Source organism: Roseovarius sp. MBR-6 (assembly GCF_040547525.1).
In the GTDB taxonomy this organism is placed as follows: Bacteria; Pseudomonadota; Alphaproteobacteria; order Rhodobacterales; family Rhodobacteraceae; genus Roseovarius.
In genome coordinates this window covers 87,397-109,384 of sequence record NZ_JBEPPW010000001.1, presented here as the reverse complement: position 1 = coordinate 109,384, position 21,988 = coordinate 87,397, and the positions used below count along the sequence as shown (strand labels likewise).

Genomic DNA, 21,988 nt, shown 5'->3' with positions numbered 1-21,988 from the left:
ATTGTGAGCCAAGTTTTAAGAACGACTTAACGGCAGCCCGAAACTCACGTCAAGATTGATTGAAATACGAAACATCATGCAAAAGATGTGCCAGAAAAAACCCGTCGCCCAGCCCGGATATTGGCCAACGACGCATCTCACGGATCCCGAACGCCGCGTCACCGCTTGAAAATCGCTCGATAACATGTTCGTTTTCTTCCATAAAAACAGAGCATGTCGTGTAGATGAGCACGCCCGACGGGGCAAGCAAACTGGTCGCCTGTGCCAGGATGTCTGCCTGCAGGCCCACAAGCTCGTACAGTCGTTCTGGCGTGAGCGTCCATTTCGCCTCCGGGGCACGACGCCATGTGCCGGACCCCGAACACGGCACGTCGCAAAGAATCGCATCGAATGGACCGGCCGCCGCGAGGTCAGAGGTCTCGCACAGCTGGACGCTAATGCCGGCCCGCTCCGCGCGCGCGGGCAGGTCGGCCATCCGCTGCGGCGCGGCATCATGGGCAAACCACGTGGCGTCCAGCCGGGCGGCAAGCGCCAGCACCTTGCCGCCACCGCCCGCGCAATAATCGAGGACCCGCGCGCCCTGCGGCAGGCTGATCGCCTCCATCGCGGCCTGACTGCTTGCGTCCTGAAACTCGACCAGACCATCCCGGTAAAGCAGGGATTGAGATATTTTTCTAAATCCCTCAGTGACATGCAATCCAAAGTTGATATTGTCAACGGGACGCGTCACGACGCCGTCTCCGGCAAGCCCCGCCTGCGCCGCCGCGCGCGTGATCCGTCGCGCATTCACCCGGAGCGTGATGGGCGCACGATGACGCAGCGCCTCGGCGGCGGCGGTGGCGTCCGGCCCGAGCGCCCCCTCGAAATGCGGCCAGAGCCAGTCCGGCAAGTCGCGCGCTTCTGCCTCGGTGGGGGGGCGGCCACCCTGCCGCTCCTCCGCCGTGAGAGGCGCGGGCGCGTGACCGTCACCCGTAAAAAACATTTCCGGATCAATATTTTGCGCCCTGAAGCTGCCAAGCATGAGCGCGCGGCCATCCTTCCCGCCGCCAAGCGCCGCAAAGGAGCGCAGACATCGCAGCGCATCGAAGACGTGATCGCGCACCGCCGCCCGGTCGCCCGATCCGGCATAGCGCGCGGACCGGGCCCAATTGGTAAGCGCTCGCTCGGCCGGCGCGCCCGAAAGGATCGAGTCAAGCACCTCGATCGCTGCGGAGACGCGCGCGCCGGGGGTCATGCGACAACCTTGGAATCGTAAGACAAGCGATTGAGAAAGCTATCCAATCCTATAATTCGGGCTCTCACGGGTGATCTGCACATCATGCACATGGCTTTCCTTCAGTCCCGCTCCGGTGATCCGCACAAAGCGGCAGTTGGTGCGCATTTCCTCGACCGTTGCGCAACCGGTATAGCCCATGGCGGCGCGCAGCCCGCCGACAAGCTGGTGCAACACGGTGCCCGCGCCGCCCTTGTAGGGCACTTGTCCCTCGATCCCCTCGGGCACAAGCTTGTCGCTGGCCGCGTCCTTCTGGAAATAGCGGTCCGCCGAGCCGCGCGCCATCGCCCCGAGCGAGCCCATGCCGCGATAGGCCTTGAAGGTGCGGCCCTGGTAGAGGATCACCTCGCCGGGGCTTTCATCCGTGCCCGCAAGCATGGAGCCGACCATCGCGCAGGAGGCCCCCGCCGCGATGGCCTTGGCGAAATCGCCCGAGAACTTGATGCCGCCATCGGCGATCACCGGCACATCGCCCGCCGCGCGCGCGCTGTCCATGATCGCGGTGAGTTGGGGCACGCCCACGCCCGCGACGATCCGCGTGGTGCAGATACTGCCCGGTCCGATCCCGACCTTGACCGCATCGGCCCCCGCGTCGATCAGCGCGCGCGTGGCCTCGGCGGTGGCCACATTGCCCGCCACGATCTGCACCTCGTTGGAGAGCGTCTTGGCCCGCTCGACGGCGCGTGCCACGCCTTCGGAATGGCCATGCGCCGTGTCGATCACCACCATGTCGACGCCCGCCTCAACAAGCGCCGCGGTGCGCTCGAACCCGGCATCGCCCACGGTCGAGGCCGCCGCCACCCGCAGCCGCCCGAGCCGGTCCTTGCAGGCGGTGGGGTTGAGCACGGCCTGTTCGGTATCGCGCAGCGTCAGAAGCCCGGTGAGCTTGCCCTGCCCGTCCGTCACCAGCAATTTCTCGATCCGGCGCGCCTTCATCAGCGATTTTGCCTCGTCGCGGTCGGCAGGTTCCTGAAGAATCGCGAGATTGTCCGAGGTCATCATGACGCGCACCGGTGTCCTGTCATCCTCGGCAAAACGCATGTCGCGGTTGGTCACGATGCCGACGACGCGGCCAGTCTCGTCCACCACCGGAAATCCGGTGACATTGTAGCGCTCCTGCAAGGCCTTGGCGTCGGCCAGCGTCTGATCGGGGCGCAAGGTGATCGGGTTGTAGACGATGCCGGATTCAAACCGCTTGACGCGGCGCACCGCGCGGGATTGTTCCTCGACCGAAAGATTGCGGTGGATCACCCCCATGCCGCCCGCTTGCGCCATGCAGATCGCCATGCGCGCCTCGGTCACGGTGTCCATGGCGGAACTCAGCAGCGGAATGTTCAGATGGATCGATTGCGTGACACGGGTGCGGGTATCCGCCGTCGCAGGCAGGACCGAGGATGCCGCAGGCACCAGCAGCACGTCATCAAAGGTGAGCGCCTCGCGAATCTCCATTCCGGTTCTCCATGGATGTCTCGTTTGGCGGGTCCCTATCGCACGGATCGGCAACAGGCGAAAGGGCGTTCTGGCCATCCTGCGACTGTGTGCCCGGCACCGGATCATAACCGCAGCCGCCCAGGGGATTGCACCGCGCAATGCGTTTGAGCGCGAGCCAGCCACCGCGCCAGGCGCCATGCGTCTCAAGCGCATCGAGCGCATATTGGCTGCATGTCGGCTGATAGCGGCAATGCCAGCCGATCCAGGGGGACAGGATCAGACGATACGCCCTTACAGGTAATGAAAAAATCCGCGCAAGCGGGGTCATGCGCCCGGCCCTAGACGGCGCAGCGCATAGCCGAGATCCCGGCGCAGGTCGTCGTAGGGGCGTATCGCGGTCGCGTCGGCGCGCCCGATAAGCACGTAATCCCATCCCGGCAGGCCGCCCGTGGGAAGCAGTTCACGCGCGATGGCGCGCAAGCGGCGCTTGGCGCGGTTGCGGGTGACGGCGTTGCCCACCTTCTTCGAGCAGGTAAACCCCACCCGGATCAAGGCGCTATCGTCGCGCCGGTCGCGCGCCTGAACCATCATCGTGCCGGTGCCCTGACGGCGCGCCCGCGCGCAGGCCAGAAAATCGGCACGCTTGCGCATCACATCGACTGACAGCACATAAGATGACGCCACCGGAAGCGTTCTCCCTGCGTGACTGTCAGGGGCCTCCGGCGGCGTCGAAATCATCGGCAAAAGCTGGCGCTTACGCGCTCAGCACCTTGCGGCCACGAGCGCGGCGGGCATTGAGAACCTTGCGGCCCCCCTTGGTGGCCATGCGCGCGCGGAACCCGTGACGGTGCTTGCGCACAAGGTTCGAGGGTTGAAAGGTGCGTTTCATCGCTCCGTCTCCGGTCTTGGGCGGGCGGCGGCGTGGAATCGCGCCCTGCCCGAATTGATCTGAAGCCCGGTCTATAGAGAGGGCGCGCGGCCAAGTCAAACCCCCGCCAGGTGTTTTCACCGGATTTCTGCGGCGAATAGCCATGTTACAGGAAACGGCCCGCGCTTCACCCCGGATCACCCCCTCGTGAGGCCACTGGCAAGACCCCGCTGGACCGTGCATCTAGGGGATGCGATTGTCAGAACCGGGGATCCCATGGACCAAAGCTCGACACCCGCGCCCGCGCGGCGCAAGACCGGCCTCATGCGGCACCTGCCGCTGATGGCCATTCTCATCGTGGCGGTGATCGGCGCGGTCACGCTGCGCGACTACATCACCTTCGACACGCTGCGCGATAACCGCGAGGCGCTGATGGCGTTCCGCAATGACAATATAGTGCTGATGGCGCTGGCCTTCATCGCCACCTATTTCCTCATCGTTGCCTTCTCGCTGCCCGGCGCGGCGGTGGCCTCGGTCACGGGCGGATTCCTGTTCGGCCTGGCGCTTGGCACGATGCTCAACGTGACCGCGGCCTCGCTCGGGGCGATGGCGATCTTTCTGGCGGCCCGCTGGGGGCTGGGGCGCAGCATGGCCGCCCGGATAGATGCCTCCGAGGGCACGCTCAAGCGTCTTAAATCCGGCCTGCACGACAATGAAATCAGTGTGCTTTTCCTGATGCGGCTGGTGCCGGCAGTGCCCTTCTTCGTGGCCAATATCCTGCCCGCGCTCGTCGGCGTGCGCTTTGTCAACTTCGCCATCACCACGGTTCTGGGGATCATCCCCGGCGCAATCGTCTTTACCTGGATCGGCGTGGGCCTCGGCGAGGTGTTCGACCGGGGCGAGAGCCCCGATCTTTCCCTCTTGTGGGAACCTCACATCATCGGCCCCATTCTCGGGCTGGCGGCGCTATCGGCGCTGCCGATGGTGATCAAGTATTTTCGCGGTAAAAGGGACATCTGAACATGCAGAAACTGAATGCGGACCTGCTGGTCATCGGGGCCGGCTCGGGTGGGCTGTCTGTCGCGGCGGGTGCCGTGCAGATGGGGGCAAGCGTCATCCTGCTCGAAGGGCACAAGATGGGCGGCGACTGCCTCAATTTCGGCTGCGTGCCCTCCAAGGCGCTGATTGCCAGCGGCAAGGCGGCCCGTGCACAGGCCCATGCCGCGAAATATGGCGTGGCCGATGTGGTGCCGCAGGTGGATTACGCCGCCGCCAAGGATCATGTCGCGGGCGTCATCGCACAGATCGAACCGGTGGACAGCGTCGAGCGGTTCGAGGGCCTCGGCGTGCGGGTGATCCGCGACTATGGCGCTTTCGTCTCACCGACCGAGGTTCAGGCGGGCGATCACCTGATCACCGCGCGGCGCATTGTCATCGCAACCGGGTCGTCACCCCTGGTGCCGCCGATTCCCGGCCTCGATTCGGTCCCCTATGAGACCAACGAGACGATATTCGAGCTGCGCGAGCGGCCCGACCACCTGCTCATCATCGGCGGCGGTCCCATCGGCATGGAGATGGCGCAGGCGCATCGGCGTCTGGGATGCGCTGTCACGGTGATCGAGGGGGCAAAGGTCCTCGGTCAGGACGACCCTGAAATGGCCCAGGTCGTCATCGACCAATTCAAGGCCGAGGGGATCGTCATCGAGGACGGGGCCATGGCCGCGGAAATTCGCGGCAAGGCCGGGGCGATCGAGGTCGAAGCCAAGGACGGGCGCGTCTTTCGCGGCACGCATCTGCTCATGGCCGTTGGGCGAAAGGCCAATACCGATCGCCTCAACCTCGAGGCCGCCGGGATCGAGACCACGAAACGCGGCATCAAGGTGGATGCGTCGATGCGCACCACCAATCGCCGCGTCTATGCCATCGGCGATGTGGCGGGCGGGCTGCAATTCACCCATGTCGCGGGCTATCAGGCAGGGCTGATCATCCGTCAGGCGCTGCTGTCGCTGCCCGCAAAAAACCGCACCGATCACATCCCCTGGGCCACCTATACCGATCCCGAACTGGCGCAGGTCGGCCTCACCGAGGCGCAGGCGCGCGAGGACCATGGCGGGAATCTCGAGGTGGTGCGCTTTCCCTACAACCACAACGACCGCGCCATCGCCGAGCGCAAGACCGAAGGCCTTATCAAGGTCATGGTGGTTCGCGGGCGGCCCATCGGCGTGTCCATCGCGGGCGCGCAGGCGGGCGAGCTGATCAATCTCTGGGCCTTCATCCTCGCCAACCGGCTCAAGATGAAGCATGTGGCGAACATGGTCGCCCCCTACCCCACGCTTGGCGAAATCAACAAGCGCGCGGCGGGGGCCTATTTCTCGCCAAAGCTGTTCGAGAGCCCTATGGTGAAACGGGTGGTCGGCCTCATTCAACGCTGGCTGCCCTGACCGGGGCTTGGGAGGGCGCGCGTGTTAAGATCGCTTTCGGGGCGTTTCCTGATCCTCACGGCCATCTTCGTGATGCTGGCCGAGGTGCTGATTTTCGTGCCCTCCATCGCGCGGTTCCGTGAGCAATTCCTGCTCGACCGGCTGGAACGCGCGCAGATCGCGTCGCTCGTGCTTCTGGCCGAGGGCGAGGTGACGCCGGAGCTTCAGGAAGAGCTGTTGCGCAATGCCGAGGTGTTCAACGTCGTGCTCGCCCGTGACGAGGCCCGCCAGCTTGTGCTGTCCTCGCCCGTGCCCGCGCCCGTGACCGGCACTTTCGATCTGCGCAACGCCCCTGCCATCACGCTCATCGGCGACGCCATGCACCGGCTCAGGACGCCCGAGCCCGAGGTGATCCGCGTGATCGGCGAGCCGGTGCGCATGGGCGGGCTGCTCATCGAGGTCACACTGGCGACCGGCGGGCTGCGCGCGGCGATGATCGATTACGGGCTGCGCATCCTTTGGTTGTCGCTGGTGATCTCGGTCTTTACCGCGACCCTTCTTTTTGTTGTGGTGCAATGCTTTCTGGTGCGCCCGATCCGGCGCGTGGTTGGCAACATGCGCGATTATGCCGCCAATCCCGAGGATGCGCGCCTCGTGATCAAACCGAGATCCACCATCACCGAGTTGCGCGAAGCCGAAGAAAGCCTGCAAACCCTCCAGACCCAGCTCACCGCCGCGCTCAAGCAAAAGGAGCATCTTGCCCAGCTTGGCGGTGCCGTGGCCAAGGTCAGCCACGATCTGCGCAACATCCTGACCTCGGCGCAGCTTTTCACCGACCGGCTCGAGATGAGCGAAGACCCGAGCGTCAAGCGCATGGCCCCCAAGCTGGTCAATTCGCTGACCCGCGCCGTGCATCTGTGCGAGGCAACCCTGGCCTATGGCAAGGCCGAGGAGCCCGCCCCGACCCTCGCCCGCCACCGCCTGCGCGACCTTGTGGCCGATGTGATCGACAGCGAACGCATGGCTGCGGAGGGCCACGATCTGCGCCTCGCGAATGCCGTTCCCGATGAATTGGTCCTGCTGGCCGATGGCGAGCAACTTCACCGGGTGATGTCCAATCTCATACGCAATGCCCGGCAGGCGATCACGCGCAGCGGCACGCCGGGAGAGATCACCGTCAGCGCCGCCGAGGATGCCCGCGAGTGGATCATTCGCGTGCGCGACACCGGCCCCGGCCTGCCGCCCAAGGCGCGCGAGCACCTTTTCAAGCCGTTTCAGGGCGGGGTGAGCAAGGGTGGCACCGGTCTTGGCCTGACCATCGCCGCCGAACTGATGCGCGGCCATGGCGGCACCCTGATGCTGGAAAAAAGCGACGAGAGCGGCACGTCCTTCTGCATCACACTGCCCAAGGGAAATTTCGCGGCGGTGTCATAAATCTGTCCCCTGCCCCTTGCATCACCCGGCGGCAAAGTCTAAACGCTGCTCCAACGGACCGATAGCTCAGCTGGATAGAGTACTTGACTACGAATCAAGGGGTCGGGGGTTCGAATCCTCCTCGGTCCGCCAAGCGCCATTGAAATCATGAGATAAAGTGGCGACTCTGGCGAAATACCCTGTACAAAGCCGCACTTGTCAGAATTCTTTGTGCGGACTGTGTCGGCAGGATCAGGGGCGTCCCGCGACCAGTGCGGGCAACTGCGTGGTAATGTTCTCCATCAACACAAGAGCGCACTCCACCGTCTCGCCCGTCATCGCAATCTGAAGCTGCCCCGCAGGCACGGCTTGATCCCACGCGAAATTTGCCGTGAGAAAGTCCAGCACGGCGCGCTTGTAGTCCGTGTCGGGGTTTTGCAGGTGATCGCCTTTTGTCTCCAGCACCACGACACGCCCCGCGCCCGCCTTGCCGCCCGCAGCAAAGATGAAGTCAGGATAGATCCGCCCGCGTTTCCAGCCTTGAAGGCTCATGCCGTAACCAGCCTTTGCCACGTTCCTGTGCCACCACTTAACCGTGCTGTCGCCGTCCAAGTGAACGGCCACATTCTGTTCCTCGTCGTTCAACTCGTTTCGGAAGACCGGGCAAAACAGGCTGCGCTCCATGGGCCCGCCAGTGCCATTCTTCAAATCCGGCGCGTCTGCCGGTTCGGTCGTCGGCATGTGGTCAGGCATCGGCCAGTTGTTGCCGTCCAGACGCAGACGGAACTGAATGTGCCCCGCCCTCACGCCATTGCGAAACACGGTCTCGGCGCGGGCATCGCGCTCCTTGGTCAAGGCCAGCCGCAGAGCATCTATGATGACACCGGATGCGGCCCCCAGCTTTGCCGCGTCGAATCCCCGCACTTGCAGCCCCGCGACCAGATCGGCCACGATCCCGCGCGCCACGAACGGGTTGGGCACCAGATCGGAAATCGCCCGCACCGCGTAGGACGGGTCAAAGCGCAGCGCCTCCGCCGCAGCGGCCAGAACCTCGTCTTTGAAGAATTTGTCTTCTCCGGCGTCGGTCAGGGCTATGCGTTGCATCTGCCCGGCGGCCCGCGTCGGGTTGTCGGGAATCTCTGCGACAACGGACGCGGGCGCATAGTCCCGCCAGTCGATAGCCGCAAGGATATCGGTCTCGTAGTCGAGGTCGCGCTGATCCTCGCCGTCAACCCGCAGCACCTTTGGCAGATAGATTTTCAGGCTTTTGAATTCCGCGCGCCGCTCGATCTTGCGTGCCTCGCCGGAATTGCCCGTGGCCCCGCCGGGCGGCATTTCGATCACCAGATCGGCCAGGCCGTCGCGTTCAAGCCCGGTCTTGATCGCCCCCACCACGTCGCGCGTCGCCGCGTGATGCGTGACCACATAGCATTCATCCAGCGCCGCCACGCCGGTTTTCAGCGCATAGGGCTGGCGCAGGATGCGCCCCACAAGCTGCGTCATGGCCGATTGGTTCGACGCCGCCGCCAGCGAACAGAGCACATAGGCAAAGGGGCAATCCCAGCCCTCTTGCAGCGCCGCCTTGGTCACGATCACCCGCACCCGGTTCTGACGCGACAGAAGGTCCTGGTTCTCGGGTTGCTTCAAATCGTTCTGTTCGGCGGTCTTGATCGCAATTTCCGCCTCATCCAGCCCGGACGCCAACAGCCACTCCTTCACGTCTTCGGCGTGGATGTGCTGGCCGTCGCGCTGATCTCTGCCTGTCCGTTCCACCTGCACCAGCATGATGGGCCGGATATAGCCCAGCGCGCCCCGGTCAGCGCCATAGGCGGTTGCCTCGGCTTGCAGGATGTTGAGCCGGTCCAGCGCCGCCGTCAGCGTGCCGCGCCAGTCGGTGCCTTGCCGGGGGTCGAGGTTCAGCGGCATCTTGATCATGTCTTCGGCGTGCAGCTCGCGCCCCGTCACCTCCACCAGCAGGTTGGCATGGCGCGCCGGGCACGGGTTGGTCCCGCTCCGTGCCGCTACATCCTTGGGCGTCGCCGTCAGTTCCAGCACGAAAACGGGGTTGAAGCCATAAAGCGTGTCATGCGCCAGTTGCGACGTGGCCTTTTGCCCCTCATCCATCACCACGACCGGTTGGATTTTCCGCAAGGCGTTGCCAAGCGAATCCTTCACCATCGGCAACATGCCCTGATATCCGTCAAGGTTCGGCACCGCATCGAATTCGCGCGCGTGTGCCGCCTGATCGCCCTCGGGCGCGAAGAAGCCGTGCACATCGCCCCGGTCGCGGAACATGCGCAGGGTTTCCCTGTTCTGCCGGTTCCCCGATTGCAGCATCAACACCATGACGCACAGGTTGCTGTCCACGTCGCGCGCGTGCAGACGATCCCCTTTTTCCATGATCTTGACGCGCCCCGCCGCCGTGCGGTCAAGGGCCTGGCGATAGGGGTGCTGGCGGTTTTTCAGGCTCTTGAGGGTCTGGGAATAGATCGCCTCGTTCGGCACGACCCACAGGACAAAGCCGGTATTCTTGCCCAGATAGCGCCCCATGATCCGGCTCACCGCGTTGACCGCCAGCCAGGTCTTGCCGCCGCCCGTGGGCACCTTCAGCGTGGCATTGGGCACAGGGCGGCCAATGCCGTCCCGGCGCGGGGAAAACGGGATCGTGGCGCGCGATGCAGGCAAGCGGCCCGCCTCTTTCAAATTCGCCCATGCTTTCGCGGCGAAGTCGGGCACTTCCAGCCCAAGGTCCGGGTCGGCCTCTGCCATGGCAGCAATCTTTTCGGCCCGCGCCTTTTCCGGTTTCAACGCGTCCAGCCAGGCATCCAGCGTCTCCAGCACGCGCACCTGATAATCGAGCGTGCGCATCAGGTGCGGTCCACGCGGTAGAGGGCAAAGGGCAAGGGGGCGAAGTCCACCGCCAGACCTTCGGCATCGAGAAGCCGCTGCGACACGTAGCGCGCCGGGGCAAAGACAAGGTGGCGCGCGTCGGGCTGCGCCTCGGCCAATTGCCGCGCGAAGCTGAGCGTCAACGCCGCCTCGGGCGATTTCAGCCAATCCAGATCGGGGCGGTAGATGAGCCAGACATGGGTGCCGCCCGCCTGCCCGACATAGGCGTGCGCCTCGTCCATCTGCGCGGGGTCGAGCGCTTGCGAGGTGGCCATGTGAAACAGCACCCCCGCAAGGGCGGCAAAGCCGGGCAAATCCCGCCCGGTCAGGATCGCATCGAGCGCCACCGGCGCGCCCAGCGTGCAATAGGTGAATTCACCGCCAAGCCCCTCGGCGCGCTCCTCTACCCGGCGCTCGCCGGTGACGATCAATTCGCCGCCCTTCACCTGCTTGGTGATCCGGTCATATTCATGGCCGTGCAGGTTCTCGATCTTTTCGACCTGTTCGGTCAGGCGGTCGGCCTTTTGCAGCTTGGACCATGTGAGGGGTTCGCGCAGCAATTCGGTTCGCTGCGTGCCGGTAAAGGCATAGCCGTTGATGACGCGCCGCACCCGCTCGGCGGTGAGCCGGTCGGCATAGTCCTCCATCTCCACAAGGATGAAGCGCCGGTTGCCCCCGTCGCGCTTGTTGGCCTCCAGCACGGCATGGGCGGTGGTGCCGGACCCGGCGAAGGAGTCGAGGATGATGGAATCGCTACGAGTTGCTATCTCAATAACTCGACGAATTACATCAACGGGTTTTGGCGCGTGTATTGTCAAATCGTCTTCTGAATACTCGGAGAATATTTCTAGAAGCAGTTTCTTTGAACCCTCTGTGGTTCCAACTTCGGCGGCAGGCCAAAGCGTCATTGGCACAAGCCCCTTGGCTTCCTCAGGGAACTGCTTGATACGGGGCTTTCCCGCGCCGTTCTTGGGCCAATAGACAAGATCAAGTTTCTTGAGATTTTCAAATTCTGCCTCTGTAGCCCCCCAACACCGCCCTTTCGGCGGTCGATGTGTAACGCCTGTGGGTGTAGTTATCGGATAAACTTGGTTTTCACGAAAGCCTTGTGCTGAGAACGGGATTGAAGCCCAAGCGCCACGAGGATCGCTGTCAGGGTTCGAATAACCGCTATCTTTCGGTATGAGCCGATTACGTCTCAACTTCCAAGTGTCTTTAAGGGCTTTGGAATAAACTAGGATATGATCAAAACTTGGAGACAAAACTGCGCGATTCTCTCGGGACGTGCGTTTTTGCCAGACGATTTGACCGATTGAACAGTCTTCACCGAAGATCTCATCCAGCATTGCCCTCCCACGATGCACCTCATTGTCATCCAGCGTTATCCAGATGCTGCCATCATCAGCGAGCAATTCATGCAACAACCGCAGCCTCGGCCACATCATCGCGCACCATTTGTCGTGGCGCAGCCCGTCCTCGATCCCGATGGGGTTGGCGTCCATCCACTCGCGGATCATCGGCGCGTTGACATTGTCGTTATAGGCCCAGCCTTCTTCGCCGGTATTGTAGGGCGGGTCGATGAAGATGCAGTCCACCTTGCCCGCATACTGCGGCATCAGCGCCTTGAGCGCGTGCAGGTTATCGCCCTGAATGATCAGGTTGCCATCCAGCCGGGGCGCGCCAATGCCCTTGTCGGGGTGTGGGTCAAGGGGCCGAAACGGCACCGCAAGGTGATGATTCCAGACGAATTCCTTGCCCTTGAATACCAGTTCCGTCATCGCACGCCCCCTGCTCTGCCCCGATAGAACAGAAAACAGCACGCCGGGGCAAGGGCCGGATTGCCGCTCAGGCCATGCCCCGCATCAACCCGCCCTGCCGTGACGGCGACACGGGGTCAACAGGCGCGCAGCGCGGTGGCGGGAAGGGTCGTGGAAATCGTTGCGATGGTGGGTGATAAGAGATTCGAACTCCTGACATCTTCGATGTGAACGAAGCGCTCTACCACTGAGCTAATCACCCGTGACGCGGCTTTTAGCGTCACTCCAATGGCTCTGCAACCACCTCTTTCATCTCTTCGTCATCTTCTGCATCACGCTCGGCGCGCCCTGCCGCGCCCTGCCGGATGCGGGCGATAATGACGCGCCCTTTGCCCAAGTCTCGAACGCGGTTGATCTTGACCTTGCCCATGGGCGCAAGGTTGAGATCGCGCCCCTCCGCAAGGGCCTCGCCGATCACCGCAAGCGCGGCATCGAGCACCGGTTTGGCCAATTTCTTCTTGATATCGGCGCGCTTGACCACCTGCGCCAGCAATTCCTGCCGCTTCAACTCGGGCAGGGACGGCATTTCGGCTCCTGAGCTGTCCGCGACGACCAGCTTGGGTTTGTCAGCACCGGGCCGGGTCGCGGCGGGCTTGCGGGTCGTGCTGCGCGTGGAGGGTTTGGTCGCCATGGGGTGCCTCTGACTGGGTGCGATTGTTTCACATCTGGAAACACGCTAGCCGCTTATCCGCACCAAGGCCAGCGTGAGTTTATGGGCAAGTTGACGGGCGTCGTGACCTGTCGCGCGCCACTCGGTGCCATGGCTGCGCAAGCACGCAGACAGATTTTAAATTTATTGCTCAATAGTGTATTTTCATGATACAATATTTCGCATCGCGGCGTGCGTCATCAGTTGCCTGCGTTACCCGGTCTTGTTCGCCCGCGATCAAGTTACTTGGGGGAAGAACCATGAAAACCAAACTCATTTCTGCGGCTCTGGCCGCATCGCTTGTCGTGGCGGGTGCCGTGCAGGCCCGCGAACAGGCACGCATGTCCGCCGATCAGGTCCGCACGGCAACCCTGTCGACCAGAGGCAGCGCGCCCGGCAGTGCGCGTCCCGAGATCGTCATCTGGGCAATCCTCATTCTCGTGACCATCGCCGCCATCGTCTCGACCGCCAGCGCCGGTGGCGGCAACTATCCTTACATGATCGCCAGCGACGAGGCGCTCAAGACCGAAATCAAGCGGGTCGGCACCTCGGCACAAGGCTTCGGCATCTTTGAATTCCGCTACAAGGGTCATCCGCAGCGCATTCGCGGCGCCATGGCGCAGGATGTCGCCCGCCTGCGTCCCGAGGCCGTCAGCCGCCACGAAAGCGGGTTTCTCATGGTCGATTACAACCTGATCGACGTAACCCCGGCCTTGCTCGACTGACTGATCGGCGGCGCGGGAGTGCCCCCCCGCGCCGCGTCACCGGATCAATGTGCCACGGCACCCCGGCCTGCGTCACCGGATTGCCGCGCGGCGTCTGCGGCGGCGGCCTCTTCGGCGGCCTCGTCCCAATCCACCGGCTCGGGCGTGCGCACCAGGGCCAGCTTCAACACGTCGCGCACGTGATCGACCGGGATGATCTCCAGCCCCTGCTTCACGTTCTCGGGGATCTCGGCCAGGTCCTTCTCGTTTTCGCGCGGGATGAGCACCGTCTTGATGCCGCCGCGCAGCGCTGCCAGCAGCTTTTCCTTCAAGCCCCCGATGGGCAGCGCATTGCCGCGCAGCGTCACCTCGCCGGTCATGGCGATATCCTTGCGGATCGGGATACCCGTCAGCACCGACACGATGGAGGTCACCATTGCCAGCCCCGCCGAGGGGCCGTCCTTGGGCGTCGCCCCCTCGGGGACGTGGACGTGGATATCCCACTTCTCGAACTTGGGCGGCTTCACCCCGATTTCGGGCGCGATGGAGCGGACATAGCTTGACGCGGCATCGATCGATTCCTTCATCACGTCGCCCAGCTTGCCGGTGGTCTTCATCCGGCCCTTGCCGGGCAGGCGCAGCGCCTCGATGTTCAAAAGCTCGCCCCCCACCGAGGTATAGGCAAGCCCGGTAACCACGCCCACCTGATCACTCTCCTCGGCCAGCCCGAACTTGAACTTGCGCACGCCAAGGAAATCGTTGAGGTTTTCGGGCGTCACGGTCACGCTCTCGGCCTCCTTGCGGATGATCTTCGTCACCGCCTTGCGCGCGATCTTGGCAATCTCGCGTTCAAGGTTCCGCACGCCCGCCTCGCGGGTGTAATAGCGGATGATGTCGGTGAGCGCCGCATCGGTCAGCTCGAACTCGCCCTTTTTCAGGCCGTTGTTCTTCACCTGCTTCTCGAGCAGGTGCTGTTTGGCGATCTCGCGCTTTTCATCCTCGGTATAGCCCGCCAGCGGAATGATCTCCATCCGGTCAAGGAGCGGCCCCGGCATGTTGTAGCTGTTGGCCGTGGTCAGGAACATCACGTTCGAGAGGTCATATTCCACCTCGAGATAGTGATCGATGAAAGTCGAGTTCTGTTCCGGGTCCAGCACCTCGAGCATGGCGCTTGCCGGATCACCCCGGAAATCCTGCCCCATCTTGTCGATTTCATCGAGAAGGATGAGCGGATTCGTGGTCTTGGCCTTCTTCAGCGCCTGAATGATCTTGCCGGGCATGGAGCCGATATAGGTCCGGCGGTGGCCGCGGATCTCGCTTTCGTCACGCACGCCGCCCAGGGAGATGCGGATGAATTCGCGCCCCGTCGCCCGCGCCACGGATTTCCCGAGGCTGGTCTTGCCCACGCCCGGCGGGCCGACAAGGCACATGATCGGGCCTTTCAGCTTCTTGCTGCGCTGCTGCACCGCCAGATATTCGACGATCCGCTCCTTGACCTTCTCAAGCCCGTAATGATCGGCATCGAGGACCTCCTGTGCCTTGTGCAGGTCCTTCTTGGTGCGGCTCGTGACACCCCACGGGATCGACAGCATCCAGTCGAGATAGTTGCGCACGACGGTGGCCTCTGCACTCATCGGGCTCATGCTCTTGAGCTTTTTGAGTTCCGCCTGCGCCTTTTCGGCGGCTTCCTTGCTCAGTTTCGTCGCGGCGATACGCTCTTCCAGTTCGGCGATCTCGCCTGCGCCCTCCTCGCCATCGCCAAGCTCGCGCTGAATGGCCTTCATCTGCTCATTGAGGTAATATTCGCGCTGCGTGCGCTCCATCTGGGATTTCACGCGCGTCTTGATCTTCTTCTCGACCTGCAAGACGCTCATCTCGCCCTGCATCAGGCCGTAAACCTTCTCGAGCCGCTCACTCACGCTCAGCGTTTCCAGAAGCTCCTGCTTGCGTTCGACATCGAGGCCAAGATGGCCCGACACGAGATCGGCGAGCTTGGCTGCATCCTCGGCCTCGCTTACGGCCGCGAGCGCCTCGTCGGGGATGTTCTTGCGGATCTTGGCGTAACGCGCGAATTCCTCGCCCACCGTGCGCAAGAGCGCCGTCACCGTGGTCGGATCGCCCGGCATCTCGTCAAGCGCCTCGGCGCGGGCCTCGAAATAGGCGTCATTGCCGATATATTCGACGATCCGCACGCGGCGCACACCCTCCACCAGCACCTTTACGGTGCCATCGGGCAGCTTCAGCAGTTGCAGCACATTGGCCAGCACGCCGACGCGAAAGATGCCATCGGTCTCGGGATCGTCATCGGCAGGGTCGATCTGGCTCGACAGCAGGATCTGCTTGTCGTCGGCCATCACCTCTTCCAGCGCGCGCACGGATTTCTCGCGCCCCACGAAAAGCGGCACGATCATGTGCGGAAACACCACGATATCGCGCAGCGGCAGCACCGGGTAGGAGGCGTTGAGGGGGTCTTGCATGATCTATCCTTATAGTAGCAAACCGGTGCTGCCCCGCCAAGCGGCGGCGGCATCGGATCCTGTCAGACGGTTAAACTGGTGCAAACTGCGAGACTTTTCAACCGCACACGCCCGATTTGCCCCAAAATGCCTGCGCGTCGCGGACACCGCAAGGCACCAATTCGCCCGGAGTCCAAAAAGCCTGACCCCGCGAGAGCCAACTCCGCCGTAGCGGCCGGACTTGCGCTTATGTCCGAGACCCGTCACAGTCTCTCCGAGGATGGTCCCAAACCAGCCGCATGGACCGTGTATTGATCACTCGTCAACAAGGACACGCCGCCATGAAAGCTGTGATTTCGAAGCTGCTCTACTCCCGCGAGTTTCGCAACTCGGTGTGGGGGGCCTTGGCGCGATGGCTGATCAGGCAAACCGCGCAGCGCATGAAATATTCGCTCGATTTCCAGGTCGATATGCTCGCCGTCGATCGCCCGCATTACGCCTGGTGCATGCTCAATGCCGCACGCCTTGCCAAGCGGCTGGGGCATGACCGGATTTCGGCCATCGAATTCGGCGTGGCGGGCGGGAACGGGCTGGCCTACATGTGCGAATTCGCCCGCGAGGTCGAGTGCGTGACCGGCGTCGGGATCGATTGCTACGGCTTTGACACCGGCACAGGGATGCCCGCGCCCGAAGGACCGTTCGACCTGCCCTACTGGTTCGCCGCGCAGCAATACCGGATGGATCAGCCTGCGTTGCGCCTGCGCGTGCCGCAGGCGCAACTGGTGATCGGCGACATCCGCGAGACGATCGCGGGCTTTCTCGACACGCATCGGCCCGCGCCCATCGGGGTCATGTTCAACGATACCGATTACTACAGCTCGACCCGCGAAAGCCTGCGCATTTTCGAGCAGGCAGCCGAGAAGCCCGAGCATTTCCTGCCGCGTCTGTTCATGTATTTCGACGATGTGCTGGGCTCTGAGCTGGAAATGTATGGCACGCATAACGGGCAGTTGCGCGCCATATCCGAATGGAACGCCACACAGGAGGGGGTGCGCATCCACCTCAACCAGAACCTGATCCATCAGGATTTCCTGCCCTATCGCCATCAGATCTATTACGCCCATATCTTCGGGCATCCCGAATACGACACCTATATCGGCGACGGACGGCAGGAGGCGATAGAGGAACTGCTCAAGCTGCGCACCTAAGTATCGGAAGCTGGGCTGATGACACGACGCGGTAAGGCGCACGCACCGCTCAGTTCCGCCGCCGCGCGCCATAAGCGGCGATCTCGGCTTCCAGCCGGTCGGCATAGGCGGCGCGCTCGGACACGCTCATGGCGTCGAGATGCCCGACAAGCGCCGCCTGTCCCATCTCGAAGCGCGCGGCAAAGACGGCGCGCTGTTCGGCCAGCCGGGCGGCGACCTTTCCGGCATCGAACGGCTCGGTGCGCAGATCGGCCACCAGCGCCGTCATGCTCTCGCGCAGCGCGCCGCGCGACCCGCCTTGCGCGCGCATGGCCTCGCGCATCCCGCGCGCGATTTCGCGCCGGTCGCCCTCGCTCAGCGCGCGGCTCAAAGGCCCGCCCGCCATGTCGAGCCGCGCCGGATGGTGCCCGTGATGCGCCCCGCCATGGCGCAGCCACCAGCCCGCCGCGATGCCCGCCACCGCAAGGTTGAGCGCCAGCGACACCACCAGCACCGCCCGCAAGCCTCCTGACAGGCCGTTGTTCCGCTCTGTCGCCATCAGAAATCCCCCGCCAGATCGAACGCCAGTTCCGGCGCGACATCGACCAGATACGCCGCTTCCGCCGCGCCGATAACCGCCTCGGGCAGTGCCGTGCCGATCCAGACCCCCGCCGCCGCCGCCGTGGCCAGCCCCGCGAGCGCGGGCCAGCCGCCGAACGCCTCGCGCAGCCGCGCCACCAGCGATGCACGGGGCGCGGCGGGCTGCACCCCTTCGGCCGCGCGCAGAACCGCCGCCATCAGCGCCGCTGACGGCTCGGGCGGGGTCCCGCGCGCCGCCTCGAAAAACGTCTCGAGCCGCGCATCCTCGTGCCTGTCATCGCTCATCGGCATAGCCCAATTCCTCTTTTCTCGTGCCGAGCGCCGCCGCCAGCGCCCGCCGTCCGCGCGTGGTCAGGCTCTCGACCGCCTCGACACTGGCCCCCATGATCCCGGCGATCTCGGGATTGGCCAGCCCCTCGATATGGCGCAGCACCACCGCCTGTCGCTGCCGCTCGGGCAGATCGTTCAACGCGGCCTGCAACGCCTCTGCGCGGGTGCGCATCTGCATCCGTTCGGCCACCCCCGGCTGAGGGTCGGGCGGCTCGGGCACCGCATCGAGCGGCACGGAGCCACCCCGCGCCCGCCGCCGCCGGTCTATGCACAGATTGGCGGTCACGCGGTAAAGCCAGGTCGTGACCTTCGCCTCGCCCGCGCGCCAGTCGGGCGCCTGCCGCCAGAGCCGCAGCATCGCCTCCTGCGCCACTTCCTCGGCCTCGGCCCGGTTGCCCAGAAGGCGGTAGGCATGGGCCAGCACGCGCGGTGTCAACCGCATCGTCAGCACCCGCGCCGCCGTCCGGTCGCCCGCGGCAAAGGCCGCAAGCAGCGCCTCGTCGGGCGTGGTATCGGGGTCGTCAAAGGGCATGGCCATCGCGCGAGGCTACATCCGGCCCGCCACCGCCACAAGCGGCGGGCGGGCCGGCACCGCATCAGCGGTTGTAGTAATAGTGGTGGTGGATCACCGGCCCCTGCTCGCCCTGGCCCATGCCATGACCGCGATAACCGCCCTGCCGGTCGCCCTTGCCGTGATGGCTGCGCATCCCGTCGCCGTAACCGCCCTTGCCATGACCGCCCATGCCGTGTTGCCCGCCCTGCATCATCTGGCGCATCTCGCGCATCTTGGCGAATTCCTCGGACGATATGGCCCCGTCGCCATCGGCATCGAGCCGCTCGAACATGCGCGACATCGGCCCGGCCTGCAATTCCTCGATGCTGACCATGCCGTCGCCGTCACCGTCATGATGCTCGATCATCCGGTCGGCGCGGGTGGCCACCTGTGCGGTGGCGCGCTCGGTCATGCGGGCGACGATCTCATCGCGGCTGAGTTGCCCGTCACCATCGGTATCGGCCCCCTCGAAGCGCGTGGCCATGTCGCCCATGCCCATCATGCCCTGGCCCATCATGCCTTCCCTCGCACCTTGCTCCGTGCCTTGCGCTCGCACCTCGCTCAGCGCGCCAAGGCCGATGGCCATTGCAAGCCCAGTCATGAGAACGGTCTTTTTCATGGTGATCCCTCCTTCAGGGTCCGATTTGATACTCTTGCGACGCAGTCCTGTGACCCGCATCTGCAAGCTGATACGCCGCGCGCCGCCCATTCCGTCGCAAAAAACCCGCTGACCGGATTGCATCCATAAAATGGCCACAGTTTTGCGGTCTGATCAGCAGCCAGAGGCAGATCGGAAGATCAGGACACACGACAAGATCAAGAAACGACGGGGCATGAAATGACAAAACACAGCGCAGACCTGACCGCAGACACCAGCGCGACGGCCATCGACCACAAGATATGGTCCGAAGGCCAGAAGCCGAAATCAGTAGGGGAATTCCTCACCTTTGCGGCCAAACGCAGCGGGCTGTCGCCCCTGCATCTGGGCCGGGACTACATGCGCCACGCCAGGTCGGGGCGCGGCATCGAAATCACCGATTACGTCAACCACCAGCTCTGGGACAAGGCGATGCATCCGGGCGACACAGCGGATCGCTTCGTCGGGGCCAATACCAACTGGCCGATATCGCACAGCGTGAACTCCCGCACCTGGTGGGCGGCAACCGAAGACAAGTTCATGATGCAGACGATCCTCGCCTCCGCCGGCATCGCCATGCCGCGCACCCTTGGCGTGATCGACCTCCACTCGGCCCGGCTCTATCCCGGCGTCACGCGCATCACCACGCCCGAGGCGCTCCGCGAACTTGTTCTCGGACACCCTCCGGCAAGCCTCTTCGCCAAGACGCTGGACGGCATGATCGGTCGCGGCGCGCTCGTCATCGAGGCGGCGACCGACACCCATCTCACGGTCAGCGGGCGCGCGCCGGTGACATGGGCGCAGGCCATCGACACGATCTTCGGCACCACCTGCTATCTGATCCAGGAGCGCATCGAGAACCATGCAAGCCTCGCGCCCTTCTGCTCCGGTGTGCCCTCGGTGCGTCTGCCCGCGTTCATCACCGGCGACCGGGTCGAGGCCCCGATGGCCGCGCTCAAGCTGCCGCGCGCGGGCAATGTGACCTGCGCTTACTGGCGCAAGGAAAATCTCGCCTGCGGCATCGACCCCGAGACCGGACAAATCAACCGGGTGGCCGGACATGACGGCCCGGTCACGGCGGCCCTGCCCGATCATCCCGACCGGCCCGGATTGCTCGGCCTGCAACTGCCCTTCTGGGACGAGGTGCGCGCGATGCACGACGAAGCGGTGCGCGTTTTCGGCGCGATTCCCTATCAATCCACCGACATCGCCATTACCCCGACAGGGCCGGTCCTGATCGAGTTGAACTATGCAGGATCGTTCGACATCCTTCAGAACGCGACCGGCAAGGGCTTCCTGCAACCCGAGGTGCGCCGCTTCTTTGCGAGCCGCGATGTGAACTGGACGCCCGCGCCCCGGCGCGGCCTGTTGGAACGGCTCACCCAGCGCTGAGAGGGCCCGAAGAGCGGGATACCACAGCCATGGCTCTCGACACGGCATGAAAAAAAGCCGCCCCCCAAAAGGGGGCGGCGCGTTGGCGTCCATGGGCCTCCGCTCAGACCGCCTCAAGCGTGGGGTAATCGGTATAGCCCTCGGCCCCGCCGCCATAATAGGTGGCCTGATCGCCCTCGTTCAGGGGCGCGTTGGCCGCCAGCCGCTCTGCCAGATCGGGATTGGCGATATAGGGCCGCCCAAAGGCCACCAGATCGACCTTGCCCGACCCGACACGCGCCATCGCCAGATCGCGGTCATAATCGTTATTGGCCATGTAGACCCCCTGCCATTTGGCGCGCAGCGCGTCAAAGCCGCCCTCGCGCGCGCCGCCGGTGCTGCCCTCGATGAGGTGCAGATAGGCCAGCCCGCGCCCGTTCAGCCGCTCCACCACCCAGCCGAAGGTGGCATCGGGGTCGCTGTCCACGGCATCGTTGAACCCCGACCACGGCGAGAGGCGAATGCCGATCCGCCCCGGTGCCCAGACCGTTTCCAGCCCATCCAGCACCTCGAAGAGCAGTCGCGCGCGGTTCTCGACCGGCCCGCCATAGCCATCCTCGCGCCGGTTCGGCCCGTCCTTGAGGAACTGATCGAGCAGGTAGCCATTGGCCGCGTGCAACTCGATCCCGTCGAACCCGGCCGCCTTGGCGTTGCGCGCGGCCTGCACGTAATCGGCCACGATGCGCGGCATCTCGTCCTCGCGCAGCGCGCGCGGGGTCGATGTGTCCTCGAACCCCTTGGGGGTAAAGGTCTGCGCCTTGGCGGCAATCGCCGACGGGGCCACCGGGGCCTGCCCGCCGGGCTGCAAGGAGACATGGCTGATGCGCCCGACATGCCAAAGCTGCATGACGATGCGCCCGCCTTTCGCATGCACCGCCTCGGTCACGCCCTGCCACGCCGCGACCTGCTCGGCGCTGTGGATACCGGGGGTGGCGATGTAGCCCTTGCCCTCGGGGCTGATCTGCGTGGCCTCGGTGATGATGAGGCCCGCACTGGCGCGCTGCGCGTAATACTCGGCCTGCAAATCACCCACCTCGCCGCTCACATCATCGGCGCGGTTGCGCGTGAGCGGGGCCATGACGATCCGGTTGGGCAGGTCGAGGGTGCCGACCCGGATGGGGGAAAACAGGGTGTCGGACATGGGGGATGCTCCTTGAGGATGCTGTTGTCGGTCGGATCAGAGATATGCCCCGGACCCGACAGCACAAAGCCCTGCTCCCTCACAGCCACCCCCACAGGAATGCACAACGCCCGCCCCTTGACAGCGAGGGGCGCGACTGCGGGCGGGATGAACGGCGCGTGGCACATGATGCACCGAGCCGCGCGAGCG

20 protein-coding genes, 2 tRNA genes and 1 pseudogene are annotated in these 21,988 nt (G+C 64.3%); 8 read left to right on the top strand and 15 right to left on the bottom strand.

Translation table 11 applies throughout. The features are described 5' to 3' along the window. Positions 1–49: 49 nt before the first annotated feature. The 5 genes and pseudogenes from ABIE57_RS00590 to rpmH form a co-directional block, all read right to left on the bottom strand. Positions 50–1,234, bottom strand: a complete 1,185-nt coding sequence (locus tag ABIE57_RS00590) for an RsmB/NOP family class I SAM-dependent RNA methyltransferase (protein ID WP_354537038.1) — start codon at positions 1,232–1,234, stop codon at positions 50–52. Positions 1,235–1,273: 39 nt separating this feature from the next. Next, positions 1,274–2,722 carry an IMP dehydrogenase gene (gene guaB, locus ABIE57_RS00585; protein ID WP_354537037.1) on the bottom strand — a complete coding sequence of 483 codons (1,449 nt, stop codon included), beginning with the start codon at positions 2,720–2,722 and terminating at the stop codon, positions 1,274–1,276. Between the two features lie 79 nt (positions 2,723–2,801). After that, a pseudogene (yidD, locus tag ABIE57_RS00580) lies at positions 2,802–3,032 on the bottom strand (membrane protein insertion efficiency factor YidD); the annotation flags it as partial. Beyond that, positions 3,029–3,442, bottom strand: coding sequence for a ribonuclease P protein component (gene rnpA / locus ABIE57_RS00575; protein ID WP_454283705.1), 414 nt, complete (start codon positions 3,440–3,442; stop codon positions 3,029–3,031). The gene rnpA and the pseudogene yidD, both read right to left, overlap by 4 nt. Before the next feature lie 16 nt (positions 3,443–3,458). Continuing rightward, a complete protein-coding gene (gene rpmH, locus ABIE57_RS00570; protein ID WP_354537036.1) occupies positions 3,459–3,593 on the bottom strand; it encodes a 50S ribosomal protein L34 in 135 nt (44 codons plus the stop codon). A gap of 255 nt (positions 3,594–3,848) precedes the next feature. Here rpmH and ABIE57_RS00565 point away from each other — a divergent pair, with 255 nt between their 5' ends. From ABIE57_RS00565 to ABIE57_RS00550, 4 genes are all read left to right on the top strand, one after another. Then, positions 3,849–4,592: a TVP38/TMEM64 family protein gene (locus ABIE57_RS00565; protein ID WP_354537035.1), complete on the top strand. Its 744-nt coding sequence runs from the start codon at positions 3,849–3,851 to the stop codon at positions 4,590–4,592. A 2-nt stretch (positions 4,593–4,594) separates the two neighbouring features. After that, positions 4,595–6,013, top strand: a complete 1,419-nt coding sequence (locus tag ABIE57_RS00560; RefSeq protein WP_354537034.1) for a dihydrolipoyl dehydrogenase family protein — start codon at positions 4,595–4,597, stop codon at positions 6,011–6,013. A 21-nt stretch (positions 6,014–6,034) separates the two neighbouring features. Further along, on the top strand, positions 6,035–7,426 hold the full coding sequence (locus ABIE57_RS00555; protein WP_354537033.1) for a sensor histidine kinase: 1,392 nt from the start codon (positions 6,035–6,037) through the stop codon (positions 7,424–7,426). 55 nt (positions 7,427–7,481) lie between these two features. Continuing rightward, positions 7,482–7,558 (top strand) — tRNA-Arg (locus tag ABIE57_RS00550). 99 nt (positions 7,559–7,657) lie between these two features. Here the strand turns inward: ABIE57_RS00550 and ABIE57_RS00545 are convergent. Further along, positions 7,658–10,273 (bottom strand): DEAD/DEAH box helicase, encoded by a 2,616-nt coding sequence (locus tag ABIE57_RS00545; RefSeq protein ID WP_354537032.1) that lies wholly within the window; start codon positions 10,271–10,273, stop codon positions 7,658–7,660. Next, positions 10,273–11,910 carry a site-specific DNA-methyltransferase gene (locus ABIE57_RS00540; RefSeq protein WP_354537031.1) on the bottom strand — a complete coding sequence of 546 codons (1,638 nt, stop codon included), beginning with the start codon at positions 11,908–11,910 and terminating at the stop codon, positions 10,273–10,275. Before ABIE57_RS00540 ends, ABIE57_RS00545 begins: the two co-directional genes overlap by 1 nt. A gap of 15 nt (positions 11,911–11,925) precedes the next feature. On the opposite strand from ABIE57_RS00540, the gene ABIE57_RS00535 reads away from it, so the two are divergent. Next, the gene (locus ABIE57_RS00535) at positions 11,926–12,099 is read left to right on the top strand and encodes a hypothetical protein (protein ID WP_354537030.1); all 174 of its coding nucleotides are present in this window, start codon (positions 11,926–11,928) and stop codon (positions 12,097–12,099) included. A 139-nt stretch (positions 12,100–12,238) separates the two neighbouring features. On the opposite strand, the gene ABIE57_RS00530 is transcribed toward ABIE57_RS00535, so the two are convergent. Together ABIE57_RS00530 and ABIE57_RS00525 are read right to left on the bottom strand one after the other, a co-directional pair. After that, positions 12,239–12,313, bottom strand: a tRNA-Val gene (locus ABIE57_RS00530). A gap of 18 nt (positions 12,314–12,331) precedes the next feature. Beyond that, positions 12,332–12,742, bottom strand: a complete 411-nt coding sequence (locus ABIE57_RS00525) for an HU family DNA-binding protein (protein ID WP_354537029.1) — start codon at positions 12,740–12,742, stop codon at positions 12,332–12,334. Positions 12,743–13,020: 278 nt separating this feature from the next. On the opposite strand from ABIE57_RS00525, the gene ABIE57_RS00520 reads away from it, so the two are divergent. After that, positions 13,021–13,485: a hypothetical protein gene (locus tag ABIE57_RS00520; protein WP_354537028.1), complete on the top strand. Its 465-nt coding sequence runs from the start codon at positions 13,021–13,023 to the stop codon at positions 13,483–13,485. A gap of 44 nt (positions 13,486–13,529) precedes the next feature. Here ABIE57_RS00520 and lon read toward each other — a convergent pair whose 3' ends face one another. Continuing rightward, complete coding sequence (gene lon, locus ABIE57_RS00515) at positions 13,530–15,941, bottom strand: endopeptidase La (protein ID WP_354537027.1); 2,412 nt, start codon at positions 15,939–15,941, stop codon at positions 13,530–13,532. Positions 15,942–16,261: 320 nt separating this feature from the next. Between lon and ABIE57_RS00510 the strand changes: the two genes are divergently transcribed. Beyond that, positions 16,262–17,128 carry a hypothetical protein gene (locus ABIE57_RS00510; protein WP_354537026.1) on the top strand — a complete coding sequence of 289 codons (867 nt, stop codon included), beginning with the start codon at positions 16,262–16,264 and terminating at the stop codon, positions 17,126–17,128. A 49-nt stretch (positions 17,129–17,177) separates the two neighbouring features. Here the strand turns inward: ABIE57_RS00510 and ABIE57_RS00505 are convergent, their stop codons facing one another. From ABIE57_RS00505 to ABIE57_RS00490, 4 genes are read right to left on the bottom strand one after another with little or no spacing between them, the layout of a single operon-like run. Next, complete coding sequence (locus ABIE57_RS00505) at positions 17,178–17,666, bottom strand: periplasmic heavy metal sensor (protein WP_354537025.1); 489 nt, start codon at positions 17,664–17,666, stop codon at positions 17,178–17,180. Further along, positions 17,666–17,998, bottom strand: coding sequence for a hypothetical protein (locus tag ABIE57_RS00500; RefSeq protein ID WP_354537024.1), 333 nt, complete (start codon positions 17,996–17,998; stop codon positions 17,666–17,668). The genes ABIE57_RS00505 and ABIE57_RS00500 overlap by 1 nt, the downstream gene beginning before the upstream one ends. Next, a complete protein-coding gene (locus ABIE57_RS00495) occupies positions 17,982–18,575 on the bottom strand; it encodes an RNA polymerase sigma factor (protein ID WP_354537023.1) in 594 nt (197 codons plus the stop codon). The genes ABIE57_RS00500 and ABIE57_RS00495 overlap by 17 nt, the downstream gene beginning before the upstream one ends. Before the next feature lie 58 nt (positions 18,576–18,633). Beyond that, complete coding sequence (locus ABIE57_RS00490; RefSeq protein WP_354537022.1) at positions 18,634–19,209, bottom strand: EF-hand domain-containing protein; 576 nt, start codon at positions 19,207–19,209, stop codon at positions 18,634–18,636. A gap of 219 nt (positions 19,210–19,428) precedes the next feature. On the opposite strand from ABIE57_RS00490, the gene ABIE57_RS00485 reads away from it, so the two are divergent. After that, positions 19,429–20,619, top strand: a complete 1,191-nt coding sequence (locus tag ABIE57_RS00485; protein WP_354537021.1) for a sugar-transfer associated ATP-grasp domain-containing protein — start codon at positions 19,429–19,431, stop codon at positions 20,617–20,619. A gap of 103 nt (positions 20,620–20,722) precedes the next feature. Here the strand turns inward: ABIE57_RS00485 and ABIE57_RS00480 are convergent, their stop codons facing one another. Further along, a complete protein-coding gene (locus tag ABIE57_RS00480; RefSeq protein ID WP_354537020.1) occupies positions 20,723–21,799 on the bottom strand; it encodes an alkene reductase in 1,077 nt (358 codons plus the stop codon). Between the last annotated feature and the right edge of the window lie 189 nt (positions 21,800–21,988).

Bases quoted from the DNA above. Each gene is read 5' to 3' on its own strand.
- ABIE57_RS00590 (WP_354537038.1), bottom strand. From the start codon at position 1,234: ATGACCCCCGGCGCGCGCGTCTCCGCAGCGATCGAGGTGCTTGACTCG.
- guaB (WP_354537037.1), bottom strand. From the start codon at position 2,722: ATGGAGATTCGCGAGGCGCTCACCTTTGATGACGTGCTGCTGGTGCCT.
- rnpA (WP_454283705.1), bottom strand. From the start codon at position 3,442: ATGATTTCGACGCCGCCGGAGGCCCCTGACAGTCACGCAGGGAGAACG.
- rpmH (WP_354537036.1), bottom strand. From the start codon at position 3,593: ATGAAACGCACCTTTCAACCCTCGAACCTTGTGCGCAAGCACCGTCAC.
- ABIE57_RS00565 (WP_354537035.1), top strand. From the start codon at position 3,849: ATGGACCAAAGCTCGACACCCGCGCCCGCGCGGCGCAAGACCGGCCTC.
- ABIE57_RS00560 (WP_354537034.1), top strand. From the start codon at position 4,595: ATGCAGAAACTGAATGCGGACCTGCTGGTCATCGGGGCCGGCTCGGGT.
- ABIE57_RS00545 (WP_354537032.1), bottom strand. From the start codon at position 10,273: ATGCGCACGCTCGATTATCAGGTGCGCGTGCTGGAGACGCTGGATGCC.
- ABIE57_RS00540 (WP_354537031.1), bottom strand. From the start codon at position 11,910: ATGCCGCAGTATGCGGGCAAGGTGGACTGCATCTTCATCGACCCGCCC.
- ABIE57_RS00525 (WP_354537029.1), bottom strand. From the start codon at position 12,742: ATGGCGACCAAACCCTCCACGCGCAGCACGACCCGCAAGCCCGCCGCG.
- ABIE57_RS00520 (WP_354537028.1), top strand. From the start codon at position 13,021: ATGAAAACCAAACTCATTTCTGCGGCTCTGGCCGCATCGCTTGTCGTG.
- lon (WP_354537027.1), bottom strand. From the start codon at position 15,941: ATGCAAGACCCCCTCAACGCCTCCTACCCGGTGCTGCCGCTGCGCGAT.
- ABIE57_RS00510 (WP_354537026.1), top strand. From the start codon at position 16,262: ATGAAAGCTGTGATTTCGAAGCTGCTCTACTCCCGCGAGTTTCGCAAC.
- ABIE57_RS00505 (WP_354537025.1), bottom strand. From the start codon at position 17,666: ATGGCGACAGAGCGGAACAACGGCCTGTCAGGAGGCTTGCGGGCGGTG.
- ABIE57_RS00500 (WP_354537024.1), bottom strand. From the start codon at position 17,998: ATGCCGATGAGCGATGACAGGCACGAGGATGCGCGGCTCGAGACGTTT.
- ABIE57_RS00495 (WP_354537023.1), bottom strand. From the start codon at position 18,575: ATGGCCATGCCCTTTGACGACCCCGATACCACGCCCGACGAGGCGCTG.
- ABIE57_RS00490 (WP_354537022.1), bottom strand. From the start codon at position 19,209: ATGAAAAAGACCGTTCTCATGACTGGGCTTGCAATGGCCATCGGCCTT.
- ABIE57_RS00485 (WP_354537021.1), top strand. From the start codon at position 19,429: ATGACAAAACACAGCGCAGACCTGACCGCAGACACCAGCGCGACGGCC.
- ABIE57_RS00480 (WP_354537020.1), bottom strand. From the start codon at position 21,799: ATGTCCGACACCCTGTTTTCCCCCATCCGGGTCGGCACCCTCGACCTG.